Here is a 16,292-nt window from a genome sequence, read left to right as displayed (position 1 = left end):
TTAGGGAGATTTATCAGGGGTAGGCGGCGGTATCTGCCCTGAAGCTAGAGTGGATGGCATTACGGAGCGGCATATCTAGCGAAACCACTTCGGGAAGTTGGTACCGAAGCTCGTCAAGAGGCAATGCGGTCACCAAGTCGCGTTCGGACAGCCTCTCGCAGCCGAACCTCGCAAAGATCATCCAGAATGGATCCAGAGAGAGGTTCGGTCGCCGCCAGTAGTTGACGCCCAGGATGGCCGGGCTCCAGCAAATCAAGGATCCGGTCAGCAGTCACGCGGTCACGCCCGGCCATTGCGTTGGCCCCGACGAGCAGCAGAGCGCGTCGCTTATTCGAGTTGGCGATCCGTTCAAAGATTTTCAGAGCATCGTTCGCCGTAGCATGAGCCCCAACGAGGTGCGCCGCCGATGCCGCAACGATAGCTGGCGAATGCAGTAGAAAATCAGGAGTTAGGTATCCGACGACACTCAAGCTTAAGGAATCAGCGTCGGCCAGGGCATCAATGGCATCAAGCCGAATCCAGCGCGCTTCCGGAATGTTGATGAGACTCCAGATTTGCTGTTGGATTTCAGAGCTGCCGCAATTCGCGGCGACGATAAGGGCGTACTTGCTAAGCGCTCTGTCTGTCGTAGTATTCGCAAGATCGATAAGCGAATCGCCAATTGCATCGGATAGGGGGGTGTAATCGGCAAGGGCAACAACGGCGGCTCTCGCGATATCAAAGCTCGGGGGATCGTCGTAATATGCTGCGGCGCTCGACCAAGTGTCATGTATTAAAGTGAGCAGTGTGTTTAGGTGATCCGGGTGCGGCCGTTTCGCGAGTAGATCGGCTAATGCGCCGCGTACTCGGCTACCGGGGTCGGATGCCATTTCGAGGATTTCCGGTGGCAAAGGATTGGTGGATGCCTGTGATAGATGAAGCAGCGCCGCACGGCGCGCGTCGGCGCGCTGATGTCGTAGCGCTGCTTGAACGAGAGTGATATTGCCAATTGCAATCGCAGCCTCGGTCGCACTCACGGCATGCTTCTGGCAGCTGGCAATTTTCAGCCATTGAGCGATCGCATCCGATGCGTCGCCTTTGCTTGCAAGGATGACGGGTACAACCAGATCAAGCGCCTCCGCATCGAGCTGTGGTACGCAGCCTGTCAGGAGTATGAGCGCTAGACCATTGACCGCGCGGGCCTTCCGCTTCTTGGTGGGAAAGGCATCGAATACTTCCTTGAGTTGATCTGGAAGTGCGCCAACGACGGGGCTTAGCTTGGCGTGACTGCTTTCCCCCAGCCGCCGACGAGATTTCTGCATGGAAGTGAGCAGCTTGATTTGCCGATCAAGTTGCGTGCAATTCATTTGGAACGCCGTAATCAGCGCATTCGGCGCGACTTCCAGCGCTGTAAGCACAAGCTCGTTACGCAAATCGACCGAAGAGGGAACAGATGCGACATGCGCAATGAGCCCAGGCTCCAGTTCTGCAACCCAGTGCTTCCGCACCGCAGCCCAAACAGTTAGCTCGTTATCCATATCCTTGCTTGCTGCGACAATAGCCAAAAGCTCATCTCTATCCACTAGGTGGGAAGACATCACGAGCGCTTTCGACCAAGCGGGAACCAAATCAGCGACGCGCCGATGGTTGGCAAGGACCAACCAGCGACCCTCTGCGCGAAGCTGCTGGACATAGGCGTCGATGAAGACGCCGGATGTGTAACCGTCGCCTTCATGGCTAGATTGGGTGGCCTCTTCGACGGCATGATTCCGTTCGCCATCCTCGATCGCACGCCACGCCTCCCGGCCGCTCTGAAGATACTCGCGGTGGATGCTCGCGAGGTCGTCCAGCGCGGCCTGCAAAACGATCTCAAATCCATCTAGGTCGCGCACGGCGCCGGCCGCGACGGCGTCGGCGTTGAGCTCGAAGCCGTTGCCGACCATCTGGCGCGCGGCGTCGTGATAGGCGGAGGTCAAGTTGGGTGCGAAGCGATCGAGCCGTTTTGCGAATCCCGCTCCGTAATTCCCTCGGTCGAAGCCAAGCTGCTCACGAATAAATCGCTCTGCGACTTTGGCCGCGAACGGGCTCGCTGCGACGGCGTCGTACCAGGCATCGTCAAAGATCGTCGGTTGCCAGTCACGAACGAAGAAAGAAGCTCCCCGCTGCGTGCCTTTCAACAGCCACCTCGCGACGCGGCTCGGTATGGACTCATCGCTGCCCACCTCCGACGCCAACTCCAGCAAGGGCGCGAACTTGGAAGCCGGATCCATAAGGCTTTCGTCCAGCCAAGCATCGATCGCTTCCTTGCTGCCGGAGTCAATGTCGAAGGTCTGATCAACGTCCTCTCGGCGAGCAAACGAGCGCGTCACTTCAAAAATTCGGGCGGCGGTTTCCAAGCCCCAATCGCGATGCGCTGACGGCAACTGAGCGAGCGCTGCGATCAGAGCCTTGATCGCAGCCTCGCTCTGTCCCCAGTTCTCCTTGGCGAAGGCTTCAAAACCTTGTCGGACGCTAGGATGAGCAAAGGCGATGGTGCGGGCCGGCTGACGCAAATGGCGGGCCGCGATCATGCGGTCTGTAAGTCGATCCAAGCCGTCGCCGAGTGCACGATCCAGCCCGCGTAGCGCGCGTTGAAGAGGGTGGAGTCGGCTGCGGTCGAACTGACCTCTTGCCGCCAGCAGCGCCCAAACAATAGCTGAAGTGCCGCATGTGTCGATCGACGATAGCGCTCTGAGGACAACGCCTTCCACCGCATCGCGCTGCGCCAACTCGAGCAACCGGCGAAAGAAGATGTGGTTTTCCTCGCCGACATCGTGGCCGGTTTGCATGTGCGCAAAGTACAACTCGATCTCAAGCGGCGTGCTAAGCCTCTTGAGCACCTCACTGCGAAACGCATACGCTTTGGTCTGCAGGGCGGCCGTTAGCTGGTCCATGCGGTTGTCATGAATTTCGCGGAGTTGACCGTCCCGGTACTGGCCCGCATCCAACTCGACCGACCATGCGTTGAGGCTGTCGCCGACTTTGGCGCTCTGCATCATGTCGCTGCGGGAGGTGACGATGAACTGATGATCCGGCGTAGCCTTGGCAAGGAGGCGTGGCAATTGCTCGGTCCAAGCCTCGCTGCCCCCGCGTAGGCTGAATTGGCCCCATGGATCATCAACGTAGAAGAGTGTCGGTCCGTTATTGACGACCTTGCGCACGCTCGTCGGCGCATCGTCCGCCCCAATGGTGACGACCTCCAGCACAGCATTACGCCGTCGCGCGATATCGCACAGCTTGAGCGCTGCCTGCGTCTTGCCTGTGCCCGAAGGTCCCCGAATGACGACTGCGTTCTTGTCGTTCATGACCTTGAGCATCTCGTCAAAGTTCGCCGGGGGCACGAAATGCTCGAGGCTGGCGGAGCTGGCCAGGAATCCGCCGTGCGCCCGCACCATTGCCAGAAGGTCATCGCTCGTCCACAGACCGGGCGTGCTGCCTCGGGTCCGCCGCCTGGCTTCGAGACGGAGTTTTTGGAGGAGATTTAGTTGCTCGACCTTGGGAACGTGCAACAGGTCCGACATTAGCGCTCGGATATCGGATGCGAGATGTTTCTCGGTAAGCTTCCCCCAGATCGCGACACGGCCTTCGGGCGACGTTTTCAATGTCGTGTGCAGGCTCGGCGGAAAGCTTGCCTTGTCCGAGACCTCTTCGAAGCCTTCGACCAGCAGTCCACGTGCGACGCCTTTTGCGTCGGCATTAGTGACGAGCAGATAACGAGTATTCGGTTCGTCGAGATGATGAAGGGCGTTTCGGCGCCCACCTTTTTTTTCAGAGCCGTGCTTGAGCAGGGCTTCGAAATCCTCGATCGACCACGGCTCGCCGTTGTCCATTTTGACTTGGACGACAAGCTTGTACCCGCCTGCGACGGTTGCACTTGGTTGCAGGCGTCCCGGCTTGTGGGGCTCAAGATCCGCTTCCAAATCTTCTTCGTTCGCGGGCTCGAGCACAAGGCGCGTAGCCGACTTAGAAATGAGGAGAAGTTGCAGGGCCGCGAGGATTGAGACGTCGAGCTGATAGTCGAAACCCGCTTGAGCAGCTGCGGCGCCTCGTAGGGGACGCTTCGCATCCGCGCTATCTGTCAAGGGCGGGCCCGACTGGCTGGAGCTCAGCCGCTGCGCGTCTTCATGACTATTTGTCGACATCGTCGAACACCGAGCGCTTCGTGGGGACCGGAGTGAGAGCCGAAGCTTCCTCCTTTTTTTGCGTCACGATGTGCGTCCAATCCGCTTCGTCTTCTGAGCCTTCCTCCCGTTCGCGCTTGCGCTCCTCCAGTCCCTTGATTGACCGCTTCACCTGATCACGCGCGTCGTCGATCAGCGCTGTGGCGTCCGCGTCAACGCCGATCGTCTCAATGCGATCGAGTACACCAAGAAGCTTTTTGAAATGGTTGTCAGGCTCCTCGTCCAAGTCAGCGTCGGCGACGATCTCGTCGATCCGCTCTTCGATCGAGGGCAGCACGGTTGTTCGCAGTGCCAATCCCATGCCGACCAGTCTCAGCGGCGGTATGAGCGCCAGCATCTCTGGTTCGTCGAAGATGGATGAATCCAGGTTTGTGAGCACGGCCGATTCCAATGTGTCGGCGGCCTCCGAGCGCAGATCTTCCGATAACACACCGAGGTGATGGGCTCGGGCGTACGCGGCGATCTGGGGATTGTTGCCGGCGAGGTCGGTTTGCCAGCAGGACCGTCTAAGTAAATTTGGAAGCTGCTGCACCAATTTTGTGAACACGGGTCCGCTCGCCCGATAGGACAAGAAGTGGAATAGCATCCAGTTCCGGTGCCGTTCATCGGGGGTGTGGCCAAGCCGGGCGACCAGTGCGTCGTCGAGCGTCGTCGGAATGACAAGCGCGTCTCTAATGAGAGGCGAGCCCTCACACGTGAAACTGTTGAGAATGGTGTCGATCGTCGCGCCCCGTATGAGCGCTGCCATCATATGCGGCTTCTGGCGCAGGATCTCCGTCAGCGCGTCGGATATCGTCGGATGGGCGAAGGTCCACTTTGATCCGGAGAGCTTCAAGAACGAGCCTTTCAATTCAGCGAAACAATCCTGGATCTTGGTGAGGCTGTACGACGTCAGCTCCGCGACCGCCTGGGCAGCCCACACATCGTGGTCGCTAGGATCGAAGCCGGCTTGATGGACGTAAACCAAGATGAGCGCGGCTTGAAGCTGATCATCCAGGGCATTGACCGTATCGATCAAATGCTCTGTCGGCTCTTCCATGAAGCGAACTAGGGAGCTTTCACGAGGCGCGAGCCCCTTGGTGAAGTTCGGGTCACCAAGACGTTCGGCAATCCCAGGAAGAAAGTCGCGAACGGCGGCGACCGCGGTTAGGTGTGGCTTGATGCTTGATCGCCAACTCTGGCTCTGCTCACCGAAGTTCACATGGTTATAGAGGATCTGGGCTTTTTCTTCGAATGTCAGTTCGCCGAGATCGACAACGGCGCTGCCATCAGCGAATTGGGCCAGGTTGCGCTGTCCCAGCCGCCGCCGTGCCGCTTCATAGATATGCTTGCGGGAGGTCAGGAGGAAGCGGTTGCCGTGCTTGATTGCGGCTCGAAGCTTCGAGAAGGCCGACGCCCAGTCCTGCGCATAGTCGTCGCGTAGCACATTCGAGCCGAACGCGTCGTCGATCCAGAAGAAGCGGCCCGGATCGTTCGGATTCCATCCAGCCTCGAAATCGCGGGGACTGGTCAGAGCGAGAACGGTGTTATCCGGGTTTTCCGAAGCGATCGTCGAGACGATCGCGCCGATCGCTGATTTGCCGCTTGAGGGATTGCCCAACAGGAGCACTACGCCGTGGTTGGAAATGGCGTTGACGGCGTCGCGATGGGCCTTTGTGGGCACATAGGTGCGGAGCTTTGGAATCCAACTGTCAAGCAGCGCCCGGCTTTGCTCGCTTAGCCGCTCGTCCACGATCGAGGTGAGATCCCCCAAGCCGTAAACCTGCGGGACGAGGGCACGCAGCCGCGCGCTAGCTCTGATGACTCGGACGATATACTGGCGACCAAGAATGTGAGGCTTACGCACGCCGAGCGCTCGGAGCCTGGCGCGAATCGCAGCCGCCACAGGTGCATCTATGCTCATGTTCGTCATGAAGGCATAGGTGTCCGCCTGACCGGCTTTGACGAGTTCATCGACATTTTCAAGCTCGGGGGTGATATCGCTGAGCTTCAAGGCCCTCATGGCATCGGACGTATGCTTGCACTGGACCGTGCCTATGGGCGGTGCGTTCGTTCCCGAGGCGATGAGGAAGACCGCGTCCTGGCCGCCGTCATGCGCTTCACGGAAGATCTCTACGGGTCGGCCGAGTACGACTTCGCACACCTGCGAACAAAGATCCTGAAACGCGCGCCAGCCAATGGTGTGGAGCGCCAGATCGCTCCAGGGGCCGTGCGCTCGACGTTTGCGCGTTGCCGGAAGCTCGATTTGCCCGCTATCGGCCGTCATGCGGTGGCGACACCACGCAAAACTCCGACCGGCATCGGATTGATTTCCTGGTCGATGACAACGCTTGTGGCGCCGAGCAGTCCAAGGTCGATGTCGAGACGCCGGCCTCCCTCCGTAGAAGTGCTCACCAAGCGCCGGCACAGCAGATCGGCCAGCGCGGGGTCTTCGACGGCGCAGATTATCTGGCGCCCATCCAAGCGCAGAGCAGCGAGCACTTCGACCAGGTGAAGGGCCCTGAAATCGTCGATGTGCTGAACGGGGTCGTCGAGCAGAAGGGACCTGAGCGGTGTCCATGCCCGCGCAAGATGGACCGAGAGAAGGAAAGCGAGACCGGCAGCGCGACGTTGACCACTGCTGAAGACGAATTGCGGATTCAGCCCATCGCCCACCTTGAGGCTTAGGAAGCGTCGGACGTCACCACGGATGCTGTAGTCGATTGTCCGCCAGTCGGCGTGCGGTCGCAGGCGCTGATAGAGCTCGTTGAGCAGAGGGCTGATCTCAGCAAGGCGCTCATCTATGATTTCCGCGCTGACACGTCTCACAGAGCGTTCGATCTCGCGGGCTGCTGTGACGGCATTTTGCGACTGGCCAACCGAATGCGCCAGCTTATCGATTTCAGCGCGCAGCGCCGAGATGTTGCTCTCGATCGACGACATTCGCGACAGAGCTTGCGAGGCCTCCAGCACGAGTAGCGCGCGCTCGAGGTCGATCAACCGGTCGCGTTCTGAAGAAATGGCCTGCTCCAGCCCGTCAGGATCCTTGATGAAGCGGTGATCGAGCCCCCACTGATCGCAGAAATCCACATGCGCCGCTTCCGAGTCGCGCAGGCGCCGCACCTCGTCCGCATCCGCTTGGATCGCGACCGTAGCTGTCTGCAACGTGAGGCTGGGTCGCAGCGCGTTCTGTTTTGCGGAGGCGAGAGCATCGCGAGCGGCCTGAACGCCCGACGCCATTGATGTGATCCGTCGCCGCGCCGCAGCCAGGCCGGCGGCGAACTCGTCCGATGTTCGATGGGCTGCGCAAAGCGGGCAATGATCGTCGTGCAGCCCGAGGCGCTCGCCGTGTTCGATGAGGAAGCTCAGCGACGCCGCCATCACGTCCATCTCTTCTTCCCGCGAGAGACGTTGTTCGGCTTCAGAAAGGACTTGCCGTGCAGCCTCGTGCTCGCGCTGCGCTGCTTCATGCGCTGCCAATGCGGCCTTGCGTCTCGCCGCGGACTCGGGAGCGTTGTAGAGGGCCTGCGCCGCCGCGACCTCTCGACCGAGTTGAAGCGCTTCGCCCATCCGGCCCAATTTGGCTCGTCCGTTTGCGAGCGCGGTTCGACCTGCAGCCAGACGTGCCGTCAGCTCGATGGGCGCCTCCGGCGCCGCGGCAGCGATCACCTGGAGCGCGCCGGACACGTCCCCTGATCTGCTGAGCGCGGCTTGTGTCTCGGACTGCTGCGTCAGTCTGTCGGCCAGTCGCGAGCGGGCAGCCTCATAGGTGGCCTCGTCTTTAGTGTGCGCGGCTTCGGCGGCAGTCACGACTTCCTTGGCTCTACTACCGGCTTCCGACCCTTCCAATGGACCGAGCGCCGAGCGCACAAGATCAAATCGCTCCGTTTCGGTGAGATCCAGGCTGAGCGCGGCGATCCATTCGTCGCGGATGATCGACGTCCGGGTGAGCTGCCGAAGTGCGTCGTCTGGCGCAGGTCCGCGGCAAAGCGCGGACTGGATTTCCTCCGGTGAACGATCGGAGCCGCGTTCTCGCGTTCGCGTGATGGTGAACGGGTAGCCGCTGTCGTCAATGAAGGAGGCTGTCACGTAGTGGGCTTTTGGAACACCTTCGCCGCGCCACCAAAGGTAATCGCTGAGGCTCTCCTTCGCGGCCTTTTCGACGACGTACTTGTCGATGGATCCAGTGATCGCGAACTCGACCGCATCGCACAGCGTGCTTTTGCCCACGCCGTTGCGACCGGTGATGACAGTGAAGCCCCGTCCGAAACTGATCCGGACGAGATCCCTGAAGCCACGAAAGCCGCATACTTCTACGAAATCGAGCCTCATGACGTCGCCCCCAAGATGCGAGCGATCTCTGCTGGCGTGGTTTCGCTTAGGAAAGCGGTCACGGCATCCGGAGGGATGTCCTTCAGCCTGGTCCGCAGCCTCGTTTCGAAGTTGGAGGCGCCGAGTAGCGGCTTGGAGCGTATCGACAGCAGCGGTAGCAGCGCCTTCTCAACGTCACCAGGTGTATTGATGGAGGCCCTCGCGATTTTCCGAGTCAAAGAGAAATCTTCTTCGATGCGCTCGATCTCGCGCATTCGGCGCGCATCCTGATCCGGTGTCAGAAAGACCGAATAGACGTTCCATGCTTTCGCTCCGGCTCCGCGCAACGAAGCGGCATGCCGAGCGAGTGTGATTTTCTGGTTCTCCTCCCACGTGCCGAGGAGAGCATCTGCACTATCGAAGACGTGGACGAATCCCATCAGCGCCGCGCTTTCGAAACAGGCCACCGGGCGGGTCGAGCCAGTCCACGTCCAGGTCTCATACTGTGCGTCACGAAGGAGGATTTCGGCTTGGGTGAAGATGTCCATCAGATGCCCAACGCAGCTATTGCCCCAGGAAGGTCATACCATTCGCCCGCTGGGTCTGGACGAATGACGTTACCGGTGCGTCCGCTGCGCACGACATTGTCCGGCACGCCCAAGTCGGTCGCACCTACCGCGACAACAATGTCGGACTGCACAGCGGCAGGCGGCTCGACGAACTTCCCACGTAGCGTCCCGAGGATGCATTGCGCCCCGTTGAGGACCCGGATGCTCCGCCCGTTCAGATCATAACCATCGGCGCGTTGAACGGCGCCGGCCTGACGGAGCAGCAAGTGGAAGAAGCCAAGGGTTTCTGGATTTACCGGACGCAAGAGCTTCGCCGGCTCTGCCGCCGAGACGCCTTCGGCATCCCGCCTCAGACCATAGAGGGCTTCGCTGTCGAAATTTCCAACGTCTAGCCAAGCCGGGTCACACTGGGCTCCGGTAGCTTGCTCGAAGGCGGCTCGTCCGGCGTCCAGGACCTGACGGAGGTAGCTCGATGAGAAAGCTCGACGAAGCTCGTCAAGCGCCGCAGCTCCTGACTCTTGCACATGTTCGAACGTCACGTTTTGTGCGTGCGCGATCTCCCAGAGTTTCGGGGCCTTCTGCTCGAGCGCGTTTGTCGGCGAGAGGTCGATGACGGTCACGGACAACGGCTGCACGTCGATCAGCGCTTCGCCAATCACGGCATTGAGGTATTGCCAGTCAGACCAAAAGCCGACGACGAGCAGGTCCTTCTGCCGAAGGTTGGCAGCCATCCAGACTTTACTTCGCGCAATGCGCCCCGAGATGGTCGGATTATTGAGCTGTGAAGGTGCCCAGACTGTGGCTTGCCGATCCCGTTGGGAGCAGCCATGGAATTTCAACAAGGGTGCCTGGCGGACGGAATGGGACGTGGCCTCGTCTCCGTCGAGCGAGCTGCGGAAGTCCGCGCCGTAGTCCCAAGCGCGTCGCTCGATCAGCGTGTCGTAGTTGCTCGATATGCCGGCAACGGCGGCGCGGGTGATGAGAAAATCCGCGATCGCCGCATGCCCTGTATTCGAAGGCTGCACAAAAGCAGGCCAGGGCACAAGGTGTTCGATGAAGACCGATTGCAGAGTGTTGAGGCCTGCAAAGTGCTCGGCGAGTGCCTCCAGATTGTCCCGAAGACCAAGGTCGCAATTCGGATCAGATTCGAGACGGTATTTGTCGAAGCATCGCTCAGCAACCGTGCGGGCCGACGGCAGGCTGCTTGGGGGCGCCATCGAGAGTCCCGCACCGCAGACCACAAGAAGGCGACCAGCATTCATCGAGGCTAATAGCCGCGAAATTGTCTCAGGCGTCACGCACCCACCCCCGGCGCTAATAGAAATTCCATTTCCTCAGGACATCTAGCAGAGATCCCAAACCAATTGGTACCGCTAATCATCAGCTGACCCAGCATCGACGTCTATCCTAGCCACGGCAACCGACATTTTTTATCATTCATCTTAGAAGTCGTGCAGCGGGATTATCTTCTGCTGAGCCCGCTTGAAAATATCCAATCACGCTAGCCACCGCACGATGTTCGGTCATCGCCATAACTGCCGGCAAGGGAATGCCTTTCCTGCCTGCTTCGGTGACGAACCCGGACCGCAAGCTATGCGCCCCAAAGTCCCCCTCTAACCCCGCCAAGCGGGCCCGCCGCTTTACGATAGCAGCCACAGAGCCGGGTGGCAGGGCAGGGCCGACGCGCTCTTTCCAAATCCGTCGAAAAATCGCCCCTTCGTAGCTCCCCGCGACTTCCAGCCAAGCCGCAAGTGCCTCGGCGCTGCGTCCTAGGATTGGCTTGTCCGGCGTCGAGTCCGCTTTCACCCCAGCCTACTGAGTCTTCGAATACTCCAATCGATAGATGTAGCCGACCTCGCCGACCTTGCGCAGGTCGCGCATATCCGCAGCCGCGATCTCGCTGCGCCGACGACCGCCACTCGCGAATCCGAAGCAGAGCAGGGCACGGTCACGCAGGCCCTTCGCCTATGAAAGCGACGTGACCATGGATTACTCGCGGCGCGGAAGCATGTTTGCGGCAAGTGGTTTTGCTTTCTTCGAACCGTGGTGGCCCGCGGCAGCGGCTGAAGGAACGTGGGTAGATGTCTTGATTGCCTTCGTGCCACCGGGGTTGCGTAATACCGGTTCGGGCTGGGTGTCACGCTACGGATCTAACAGACGAGCGGCCGGATTATTCGATGCATCACCAGCATGGAAATAGCCGATCGCCTGGGCCACCGAACGATGCTCGGTCAGCGCCATGAGGGCAGGCAAGGCAACACCTTGGCGGCCGCCTTCGGTGATGAAGCCCGAGCGCAGGCTATGGCCGCCAAAGTCCCCGTTCAACCCAGCCTGCAACGCCCGCCGCTGCACGATCGCGGCTACCGCCTTAGGCGAAAGGGCCGGGCCTACGCGCTCGCCCCACAAGCGGCGAAAGATGGGACCTTCAGTGATCTCAGCCGCGCTTAACCATGCCGCTAGCGCGGTCCCTGCGCGGCCCAGCACTGGCTTGTCGGGTGTGGCAGTGGCGCTAGGGCCGGCCTGCTGAGTCTTGCTGTGCTCCAACCGATAGACGAAGGCGTCCTCGCCGACGCGGCGCAGGTCCTGCCAGTTAGCCGCCGCAATCTCACTGCGCCGGCGCCCGCCACTGGCAAAGCCAAACAGCAGCAGTGCCTTATCTCGAAGCCCCTCCAATGAGTCGTCGCAAGTAGCCAACATTGCCTCGAGCTCTGGGCGGGTGATGGCGGTCTTCTTGTGCGGTCGCTCGCCGCGTTTGACGGCCGCCCGACGGCCGCGCTTGAGGAGTTGGCGCACGGCGGGCGCTTCACACGGGTTAGCGGCTTTGTGCGCTTGGTGGGCGGCCGAGAGCACGGCTACGCGGTGCACGACTGTGGTGAGTTTGAATGCACCGGGCTTCTGCTTGAGGCCGGCGGCGACTAGGTACGCATCCAGTGTCGGCGGCAGTTCCCAGGTCAGCCCGGTCTTTCCGCGCCGGGTCAGGTGGTCGACCACGAACTGGACCACCGCCGGCTCAGGTACCGGCAACGTGATCGGCTGGCCAAAGCGGCCCTGGAACCAGGCCGCCCAGTAGCGCAGGGCGGTGGCATAGCTGCGGGTGGTATTGGCTGCAGCAGCTTCGGCCAGCAGTTCGCGCACGGCATCGGCGGCCTGTGCGGCGAGACGATCCGGAGCGAGTGTGGCGAGGGCGGGAACGCCGGGTACGAGTGTGTTAGATTTAACATGTCGCATGTATTTTATAATACGGAATAGGGCATCTACCGCCGATAACTATCTGTTATCGGACGTGGGTTGGCAATGGGGTAGGGCGTTCGTGTCGGAGGGCATCCAGATGGCCAGAGGAATCCAAGAAAACGAAGTGTTTGAGGCGGCCGATGCGTTGCTCGGCGCCGGCGAACGGCCGACCGTCGAACGCGTGCGCCTGCACCTGGGCCGCGGTTCGCCGAATACGATCGGGCCGTTGCTGGACGCGTGGTGGACTCAGCTCTCCCAGCGGCTCGAGCACCGGCTGGCGCTGCCGGAGGTTCCGGAGGATGTGGGCGTGGCCTTGGCCAAAGTGTGGGAATTGGCGTTAGCGGCCGGGCGTGGACAAGCAGACGCTGCGCTGGCGCCGGAGCGCGCCTTTCTGGCCAATGCCCAGGCCGAGATCGAAACCCGCGTGACCGCCGAGCGCGAGCGCATGGCCGCCATTGAGGCACAACGCCAGCAGGCGGTAGTTGCTGCTCAGATCGCTGAGGCGGCGTTGGCCGTCTGCGAGCAGCGAGCTGGCGAGCTCGCCGTACAGGTGGTCGCGCTGCAGCGGCAACTGGAGGAACTGAGCGGGCGCCGAGATGCCCTGGAAGCGCAGTTGCACAGCGCCCAATCCCGTCTGGAGCAGGAACGAAGCACGGCTGCGGGCGAACGCGAGACCCTGCAGACGCACCTGCGCCAGGTCGAGGACCGGGCTTACACCGAGATTGATCGGCTGCGTCAGGAAACCAAGGCGCAAAAAGCCCAACTGGCTACGCAGGCCCGCGAACATGTCGCGGCACTGCGCGAGGCCGATCAAGCCCGACGTGCGGCCGAACGGGCCCAGCATAGCGCCGAGCGTGAGAGTGCCGCAGCCCAGGCACGGGCCCAAGCGCTCGCACAACCACGGCCAGCCAAGGCGCGGCCTGCCATCAAGAAAGAGGCTGCTCGTGCCACGCGCAGGGTAGCCAAGCGGTAGGCTGCGCCCTCGCCGCTGGCACGCGGGCGGGGCTAAGCGCTACGCTAAGAATTCCTTAGCTTTGGTGAGTATTCGCATGACCCTGCCTGACGAGCGTACTCGCAACCTGCTGCAGGCCGGAGCATTTCTCAAGGAACTCGCCGGCAGCCAAGCCGTACCCAAGTCCGTGCGCGAGGAAGCCTATCGGCTGTTGCGTCACTACCCGACACTCAGTGATGTGGAAGCCATCGCCCAACATGAGGAGCGGTTGCGGGACCTCACACAGTCGGCGTTTGTGCGGCCTTACTTGACCTCGCAGTTCGAGCAGGACTGGTTCCGCAGTTACCCCAAAGGTCCTCATCGGATTTGAGCGACGGCACGTATCTTCGTAGGCAATCGCCTGCATCGTCAGCTCAACGGGCCTTCGCCCGCAACGAACGCCTGGATCAGCAACTGGCGACGTTGAACGTGTGACTGGAAGCGCAGGGGGCGACAGCACCAGCAGGAGCGCGGGGAATTTCGGAACCGGGTTGGCGCCACCGGAAAGCATGCGCTGGGCAAGGTCGATCAGGCCCGCCATTTACGTTAAGCGATCTGCCTCAGCAGCTGCGCGGGCCATAGAGCCCAAAACCCGTGACAGGCAGCGGCAAGCAAGGACGCCAAACGCCGGGCCACCTTCAATTGTTCGCCCCCCAGAGTGCGCGACTGGGAAAACCAGGCACTCATTACTGCGTTCCCGGAACTATAGACCCCCTTGACTGCGTTAAATGGATACTCAGAGTGCGTCGGTGGACCATCAAAGAGTGCGGTGCCCAGCCGTGAGTGAAGCCTTGCAGGACTTGGTCGCGCGCCTGGCTACGCGACTTCAAGAGGAAGCGGAGGCGATCCTCACCAGGGAGCGAGAGCGCCATGGGGCCGACCTTCAGCGTCAGCAACAAGCGCTTTCCACCGCCCAGCAGGAAGCCGCTGCTCTGGGCAGCCAACTGCAGCGCACTGAGACCAGCTTGCAGCAAGAGCAAGCCGCTCACGCCCTGCTTCAGCACAATCTGGGTGAGAAGGTCGCGGAAATCGCCCAGTTGAACGAGCGCATCGCCGGCATGACGGTGCGGCTGGCTGATCACGAGGCGCATGCGCGTTCTCTGGAGGACAAGCATGCTCATGCCCGGGAAGCACTGGAGCACTACCGCACTTCCACCAAAGAGCAGCGCGAGCAAGAGCTGCGCCGCCACGAGCATCAGGTCCAAGAGCTGCAAGTAGCCTTACGTCAGGCCAATGAAGCCTTAGGCGCGAAGAATCAGGAGCTGTTGGTGCTGAACCGCGACAATGGTCAATGGCTGGAGCGCCACGGGCGGATTGAGCGTGAGCTTGCCCAGTTGCGACAGGCCCACGAAGGCCAACACAGCGAGGTCGTGGCGTTGCGCCAGACCGCGACGGATCATTTGGCACTGCAGGAGCGTTGGAAGACTGACGCCAAGGCCTTGGATGCCATGCGCAGCGAGCTAGCTCAAGTCCAAGACGCGCTTGCGCGGGAGCGCGAGCGCCGCGAGAGCGCTGAAGCCGATGCCTTGCGTGCCAACGCACGTCTTGAAGCGCTAGAGCCCCTACTGAATCAACTGACGCCGGCACAAAATGCGGTGAAGAAAACTCGGCGCGGCCGTACGCAGGATGGAGGAGCCGACTAACGAGGCTGCTCGTTTGTCTGCTAGCGGCTGGGGTGGCGCTCACCTGTCCAGTACGCCCATTCCATAGGGACAACCCACTCTACAAACAGTTTGGCTACTGAGGACTCCGGTGCCAAATGATAGGGCTTGAACATGCCTTGCTCGGGCGAACTGGTCATCAGGTAGCGCAGGCGCTTCTGGACCTCCTGAAAGATGGCTTCCCGCACATGGGCGCTGTCGTGCACGCCAAGACGCATTGCCACCGACGCGCCTTGGCGTACCGCCGCCCAGCAACAGTAACGCCACCGCGCGATCGGCAAGCCCGGCGGCCCGGATTGAAAGACGAACCCCACATCGCGTGCCCAGCCTGGGTCGAAGTGATGTTTGAGCAATTGCTGCTCCAGAAACTGCTCGGTCTCCCAGAGTGCAAGTTCATCCCACAGCTCCAGTTTCGCGTCCGCCAGGTCTACATCGTGTGCCATATCGCCGAGTTGGTCTTCCAGCACCGGGAGCAGGTGCCTGCGCTCGTGGGTAGACCAGGCGAAAGCCCATTGCAGATCTTCGATGGGCGTGACCTCGGCATCGGGGCGGATCTGCCATCGATCCGCTGGCCAGGGAACTTGGATCAAGGCCAGGTCTCGCAGCGCGTCCAGCACCAGCAAGGTGGAGCGGCGTGTGGGCGCCACCGGTATGCGTCGTAGCTGCGCGGCTAACAGTGCGGCTAGGAAAAGGGTGCCACGAAGGCCCAACTCCTCGATGCTGGCGACCCCAGATGGCGTCATTGACGAGGTTCCGGGCATGCGGTTTCCGGGGATGAGGGAGCGGCGTGGCTCCTGGCGGTGGCGGCGCTACCGGTGTCGCCGGTTGCCTCAAGGCTAAGAATATCTTAGTATGCAAGGCAGGGTACATCCGCCATCCTTATGGGGTCTCCATGGGGTGCGCGCGTGACTTTGTCCGTCGACTCAACACCGACCTTCGCTCGACGCCTCAAACAAGCCCGCCTGCACACGGGTTTGTCGCAGAAGGAGTTGGGCATCCGGGCCGGTCTGGATCCTCACGTGGCCAGCCCCCGAATCAACCAGTACGAGCGTGGCAAGCACGAGCCCAAGCTGGAGACTGCTGAGCGGTTGGCTCAAGCGTTGGGGATCCCCGCCGCCTTCCTCTACACCGACGATGATCTGCTGGCCAAGCTGCTCCTGCGCTGGGGCTCGCTAAGCAAGCAGCAGAAGCGCGAGTTGGTGAAGCTGATCGAGGCCACACCCGAGAAGTAAACCGAACAAGCGCTCACCACAAGGGCAATTCTTCGCCTCAACCCGCCTTTTGGGCGCTCCTGGAGGGAGTCGCAGTGGCCGTGGCTAGTGCGACTGAGAAGTCGCGGCATCTCAGGCCT

Annotated in this window: 10 protein-coding genes and 2 pseudogenes; 4 read left to right on the top strand and 8 right to left on the bottom strand. The window is 61.2% G+C overall.

Going from position 1 to position 16,292, the window contains the following annotated elements; genetic code table 11:
- Positions 1-113 precede the first annotated feature (113 nt).
- The 7 genes and pseudogenes from EO170_RS13460 to EO170_RS13430 all read right to left on the bottom strand — a co-directional run bounded on the left by EO170_RS13460 (position 114) and on the right by EO170_RS13430 (position 12,286).
- Positions 114-4,160, bottom strand: a complete 4,047-nt coding sequence (locus EO170_RS13460) for a hypothetical protein (RefSeq protein ID WP_196768837.1) — start codon at positions 4,158-4,160, stop codon at positions 114-116.
- Positions 4,147-6,465 carry a hypothetical protein gene (locus EO170_RS13455; RefSeq protein ID WP_065031343.1) on the bottom strand — a complete coding sequence of 773 codons (2,319 nt, stop codon included), beginning with the start codon at positions 6,463-6,465 and terminating at the stop codon, positions 4,147-4,149. The genes EO170_RS13460 and EO170_RS13455 overlap by 14 nt, the downstream gene beginning before the upstream one ends.
- The gene (locus EO170_RS13450; protein ID WP_065031342.1) at positions 6,462-8,510 is read right to left on the bottom strand and encodes an AAA family ATPase; all 2,049 of its coding nucleotides are present in this window, start codon (positions 8,508-8,510) and stop codon (positions 6,462-6,464) included. The genes EO170_RS13455 and EO170_RS13450 overlap by 4 nt, the downstream gene beginning before the upstream one ends.
- Complete coding sequence (locus EO170_RS13445) at positions 8,507-9,037, bottom strand: hypothetical protein (RefSeq protein WP_065031341.1); 531 nt, start codon at positions 9,035-9,037, stop codon at positions 8,507-8,509. Before EO170_RS13445 ends, EO170_RS13450 begins: the two co-directional genes overlap by 4 nt.
- Positions 9,037-10,320 (bottom strand): SIR2 family protein, encoded by a 1,284-nt coding sequence (locus tag EO170_RS13440; RefSeq protein WP_206514016.1) that lies wholly within the window; start codon positions 10,318-10,320, stop codon positions 9,037-9,039. Before EO170_RS13440 ends, EO170_RS13445 begins: the two co-directional genes overlap by 1 nt.
- Before the next feature lie 175 nt (positions 10,321-10,495).
- Positions 10,496-11,020 (bottom strand): annotated as a pseudogene (locus EO170_RS13435) (site-specific integrase); the annotation flags it as partial.
- Between the two features lie 180 nt (positions 11,021-11,200).
- Complete coding sequence (locus tag EO170_RS13430; RefSeq protein ID WP_065031339.1) at positions 11,201-12,286, bottom strand: site-specific integrase; 1,086 nt, start codon at positions 12,284-12,286, stop codon at positions 11,201-11,203.
- A gap of 100 nt (positions 12,287-12,386) precedes the next feature.
- Between EO170_RS13430 and EO170_RS13425 the strand changes: the two genes are divergently transcribed.
- From EO170_RS13425 to EO170_RS13415, 3 genes and pseudogenes are all read left to right on the top strand, one after another.
- Positions 12,387-13,262: a DNA-binding protein gene (locus EO170_RS13425; protein WP_164737143.1), complete on the top strand. Its 876-nt coding sequence runs from the start codon at positions 12,387-12,389 to the stop codon at positions 13,260-13,262.
- Positions 13,263-13,338: 76 nt separating this feature from the next.
- Positions 13,339-13,611, top strand: coding sequence for a BPSL0761 family protein (locus EO170_RS13420; RefSeq protein WP_065031337.1), 273 nt, complete (start codon positions 13,339-13,341; stop codon positions 13,609-13,611).
- A 445-nt stretch (positions 13,612-14,056) separates the two neighbouring features.
- Positions 14,057-14,923 (top strand): annotated as a pseudogene (locus EO170_RS13415) (transposase); the annotation flags it as partial.
- 20 nt (positions 14,924-14,943) lie between these two features.
- Here EO170_RS13415 and EO170_RS13410 read toward each other — a convergent pair.
- Positions 14,944-15,702, bottom strand: coding sequence for a hypothetical protein (locus EO170_RS13410; RefSeq protein ID WP_231110607.1), 759 nt, complete (start codon positions 15,700-15,702; stop codon positions 14,944-14,946).
- A 120-nt stretch (positions 15,703-15,822) separates the two neighbouring features.
- Between EO170_RS13410 and EO170_RS13405 the strand changes: the two genes are divergently transcribed.
- Positions 15,823-16,173: a helix-turn-helix transcriptional regulator gene (locus EO170_RS13405; RefSeq protein ID WP_005996633.1), complete on the top strand. Its 351-nt coding sequence runs from the start codon at positions 15,823-15,825 to the stop codon at positions 16,171-16,173.
- The last annotated feature ends 119 nt before the right edge of the window (positions 16,174-16,292 follow it).

This window comes from Xanthomonas sp. BRIP62409 (assembly GCF_003992965.1).
GTDB lineage: Bacteria > Pseudomonadota > Gammaproteobacteria > Xanthomonadales > Xanthomonadaceae > Xanthomonas > Xanthomonas euroxanthea.
The sequence above is the reverse complement of the archived record's forward strand: the minus strand, read 5'-3'. Positions and strand labels throughout refer to the sequence as shown.

Coding starts and splice junctions, on each gene's coding strand:
- EO170_RS13425 (WP_164737143.1), top strand. CDS start 12,387: ATGGCCAGAGGAATCCAAGAAAACGAAGTGTTTGAGGCGGCCGATGCG.
- EO170_RS13410 (WP_231110607.1), bottom strand. CDS start 15,702: ATGCCCGGAACCTCGTCAATGACGCCATCTGGGGTCGCCAGCATCGAG.
- EO170_RS13450 (WP_065031342.1), bottom strand. CDS start 8,510: ATGAGGCTCGATTTCGTAGAAGTATGCGGCTTTCGTGGCTTCAGGGAT.
- EO170_RS13405 (WP_005996633.1), top strand. CDS start 15,823: ATGGGGTCTCCATGGGGTGCGCGCGTGACTTTGTCCGTCGACTCAACA.
- EO170_RS13440 (WP_206514016.1), bottom strand. CDS start 10,320: ATGAATGCTGGTCGCCTTCTTGTGGTCTGCGGTGCGGGACTCTCGATG.
- EO170_RS13445 (WP_065031341.1), bottom strand. CDS start 9,037: ATGGACATCTTCACCCAAGCCGAAATCCTCCTTCGTGACGCACAGTAT.
- EO170_RS13430 (WP_065031339.1), bottom strand. CDS start 12,286: ATGCGACATGTTAAATCTAACACACTCGTACCCGGCGTTCCCGCCCTC.
- EO170_RS13420 (WP_065031337.1), top strand. CDS start 13,339: ATGACCCTGCCTGACGAGCGTACTCGCAACCTGCTGCAGGCCGGAGCA.
- EO170_RS13460 (WP_196768837.1), bottom strand. CDS start 4,160: ATGTCGACAAATAGTCATGAAGACGCGCAGCGGCTGAGCTCCAGCCAG.
- EO170_RS13455 (WP_065031343.1), bottom strand. CDS start 6,465: ATGACGGCCGATAGCGGGCAAATCGAGCTTCCGGCAACGCGCAAACGT.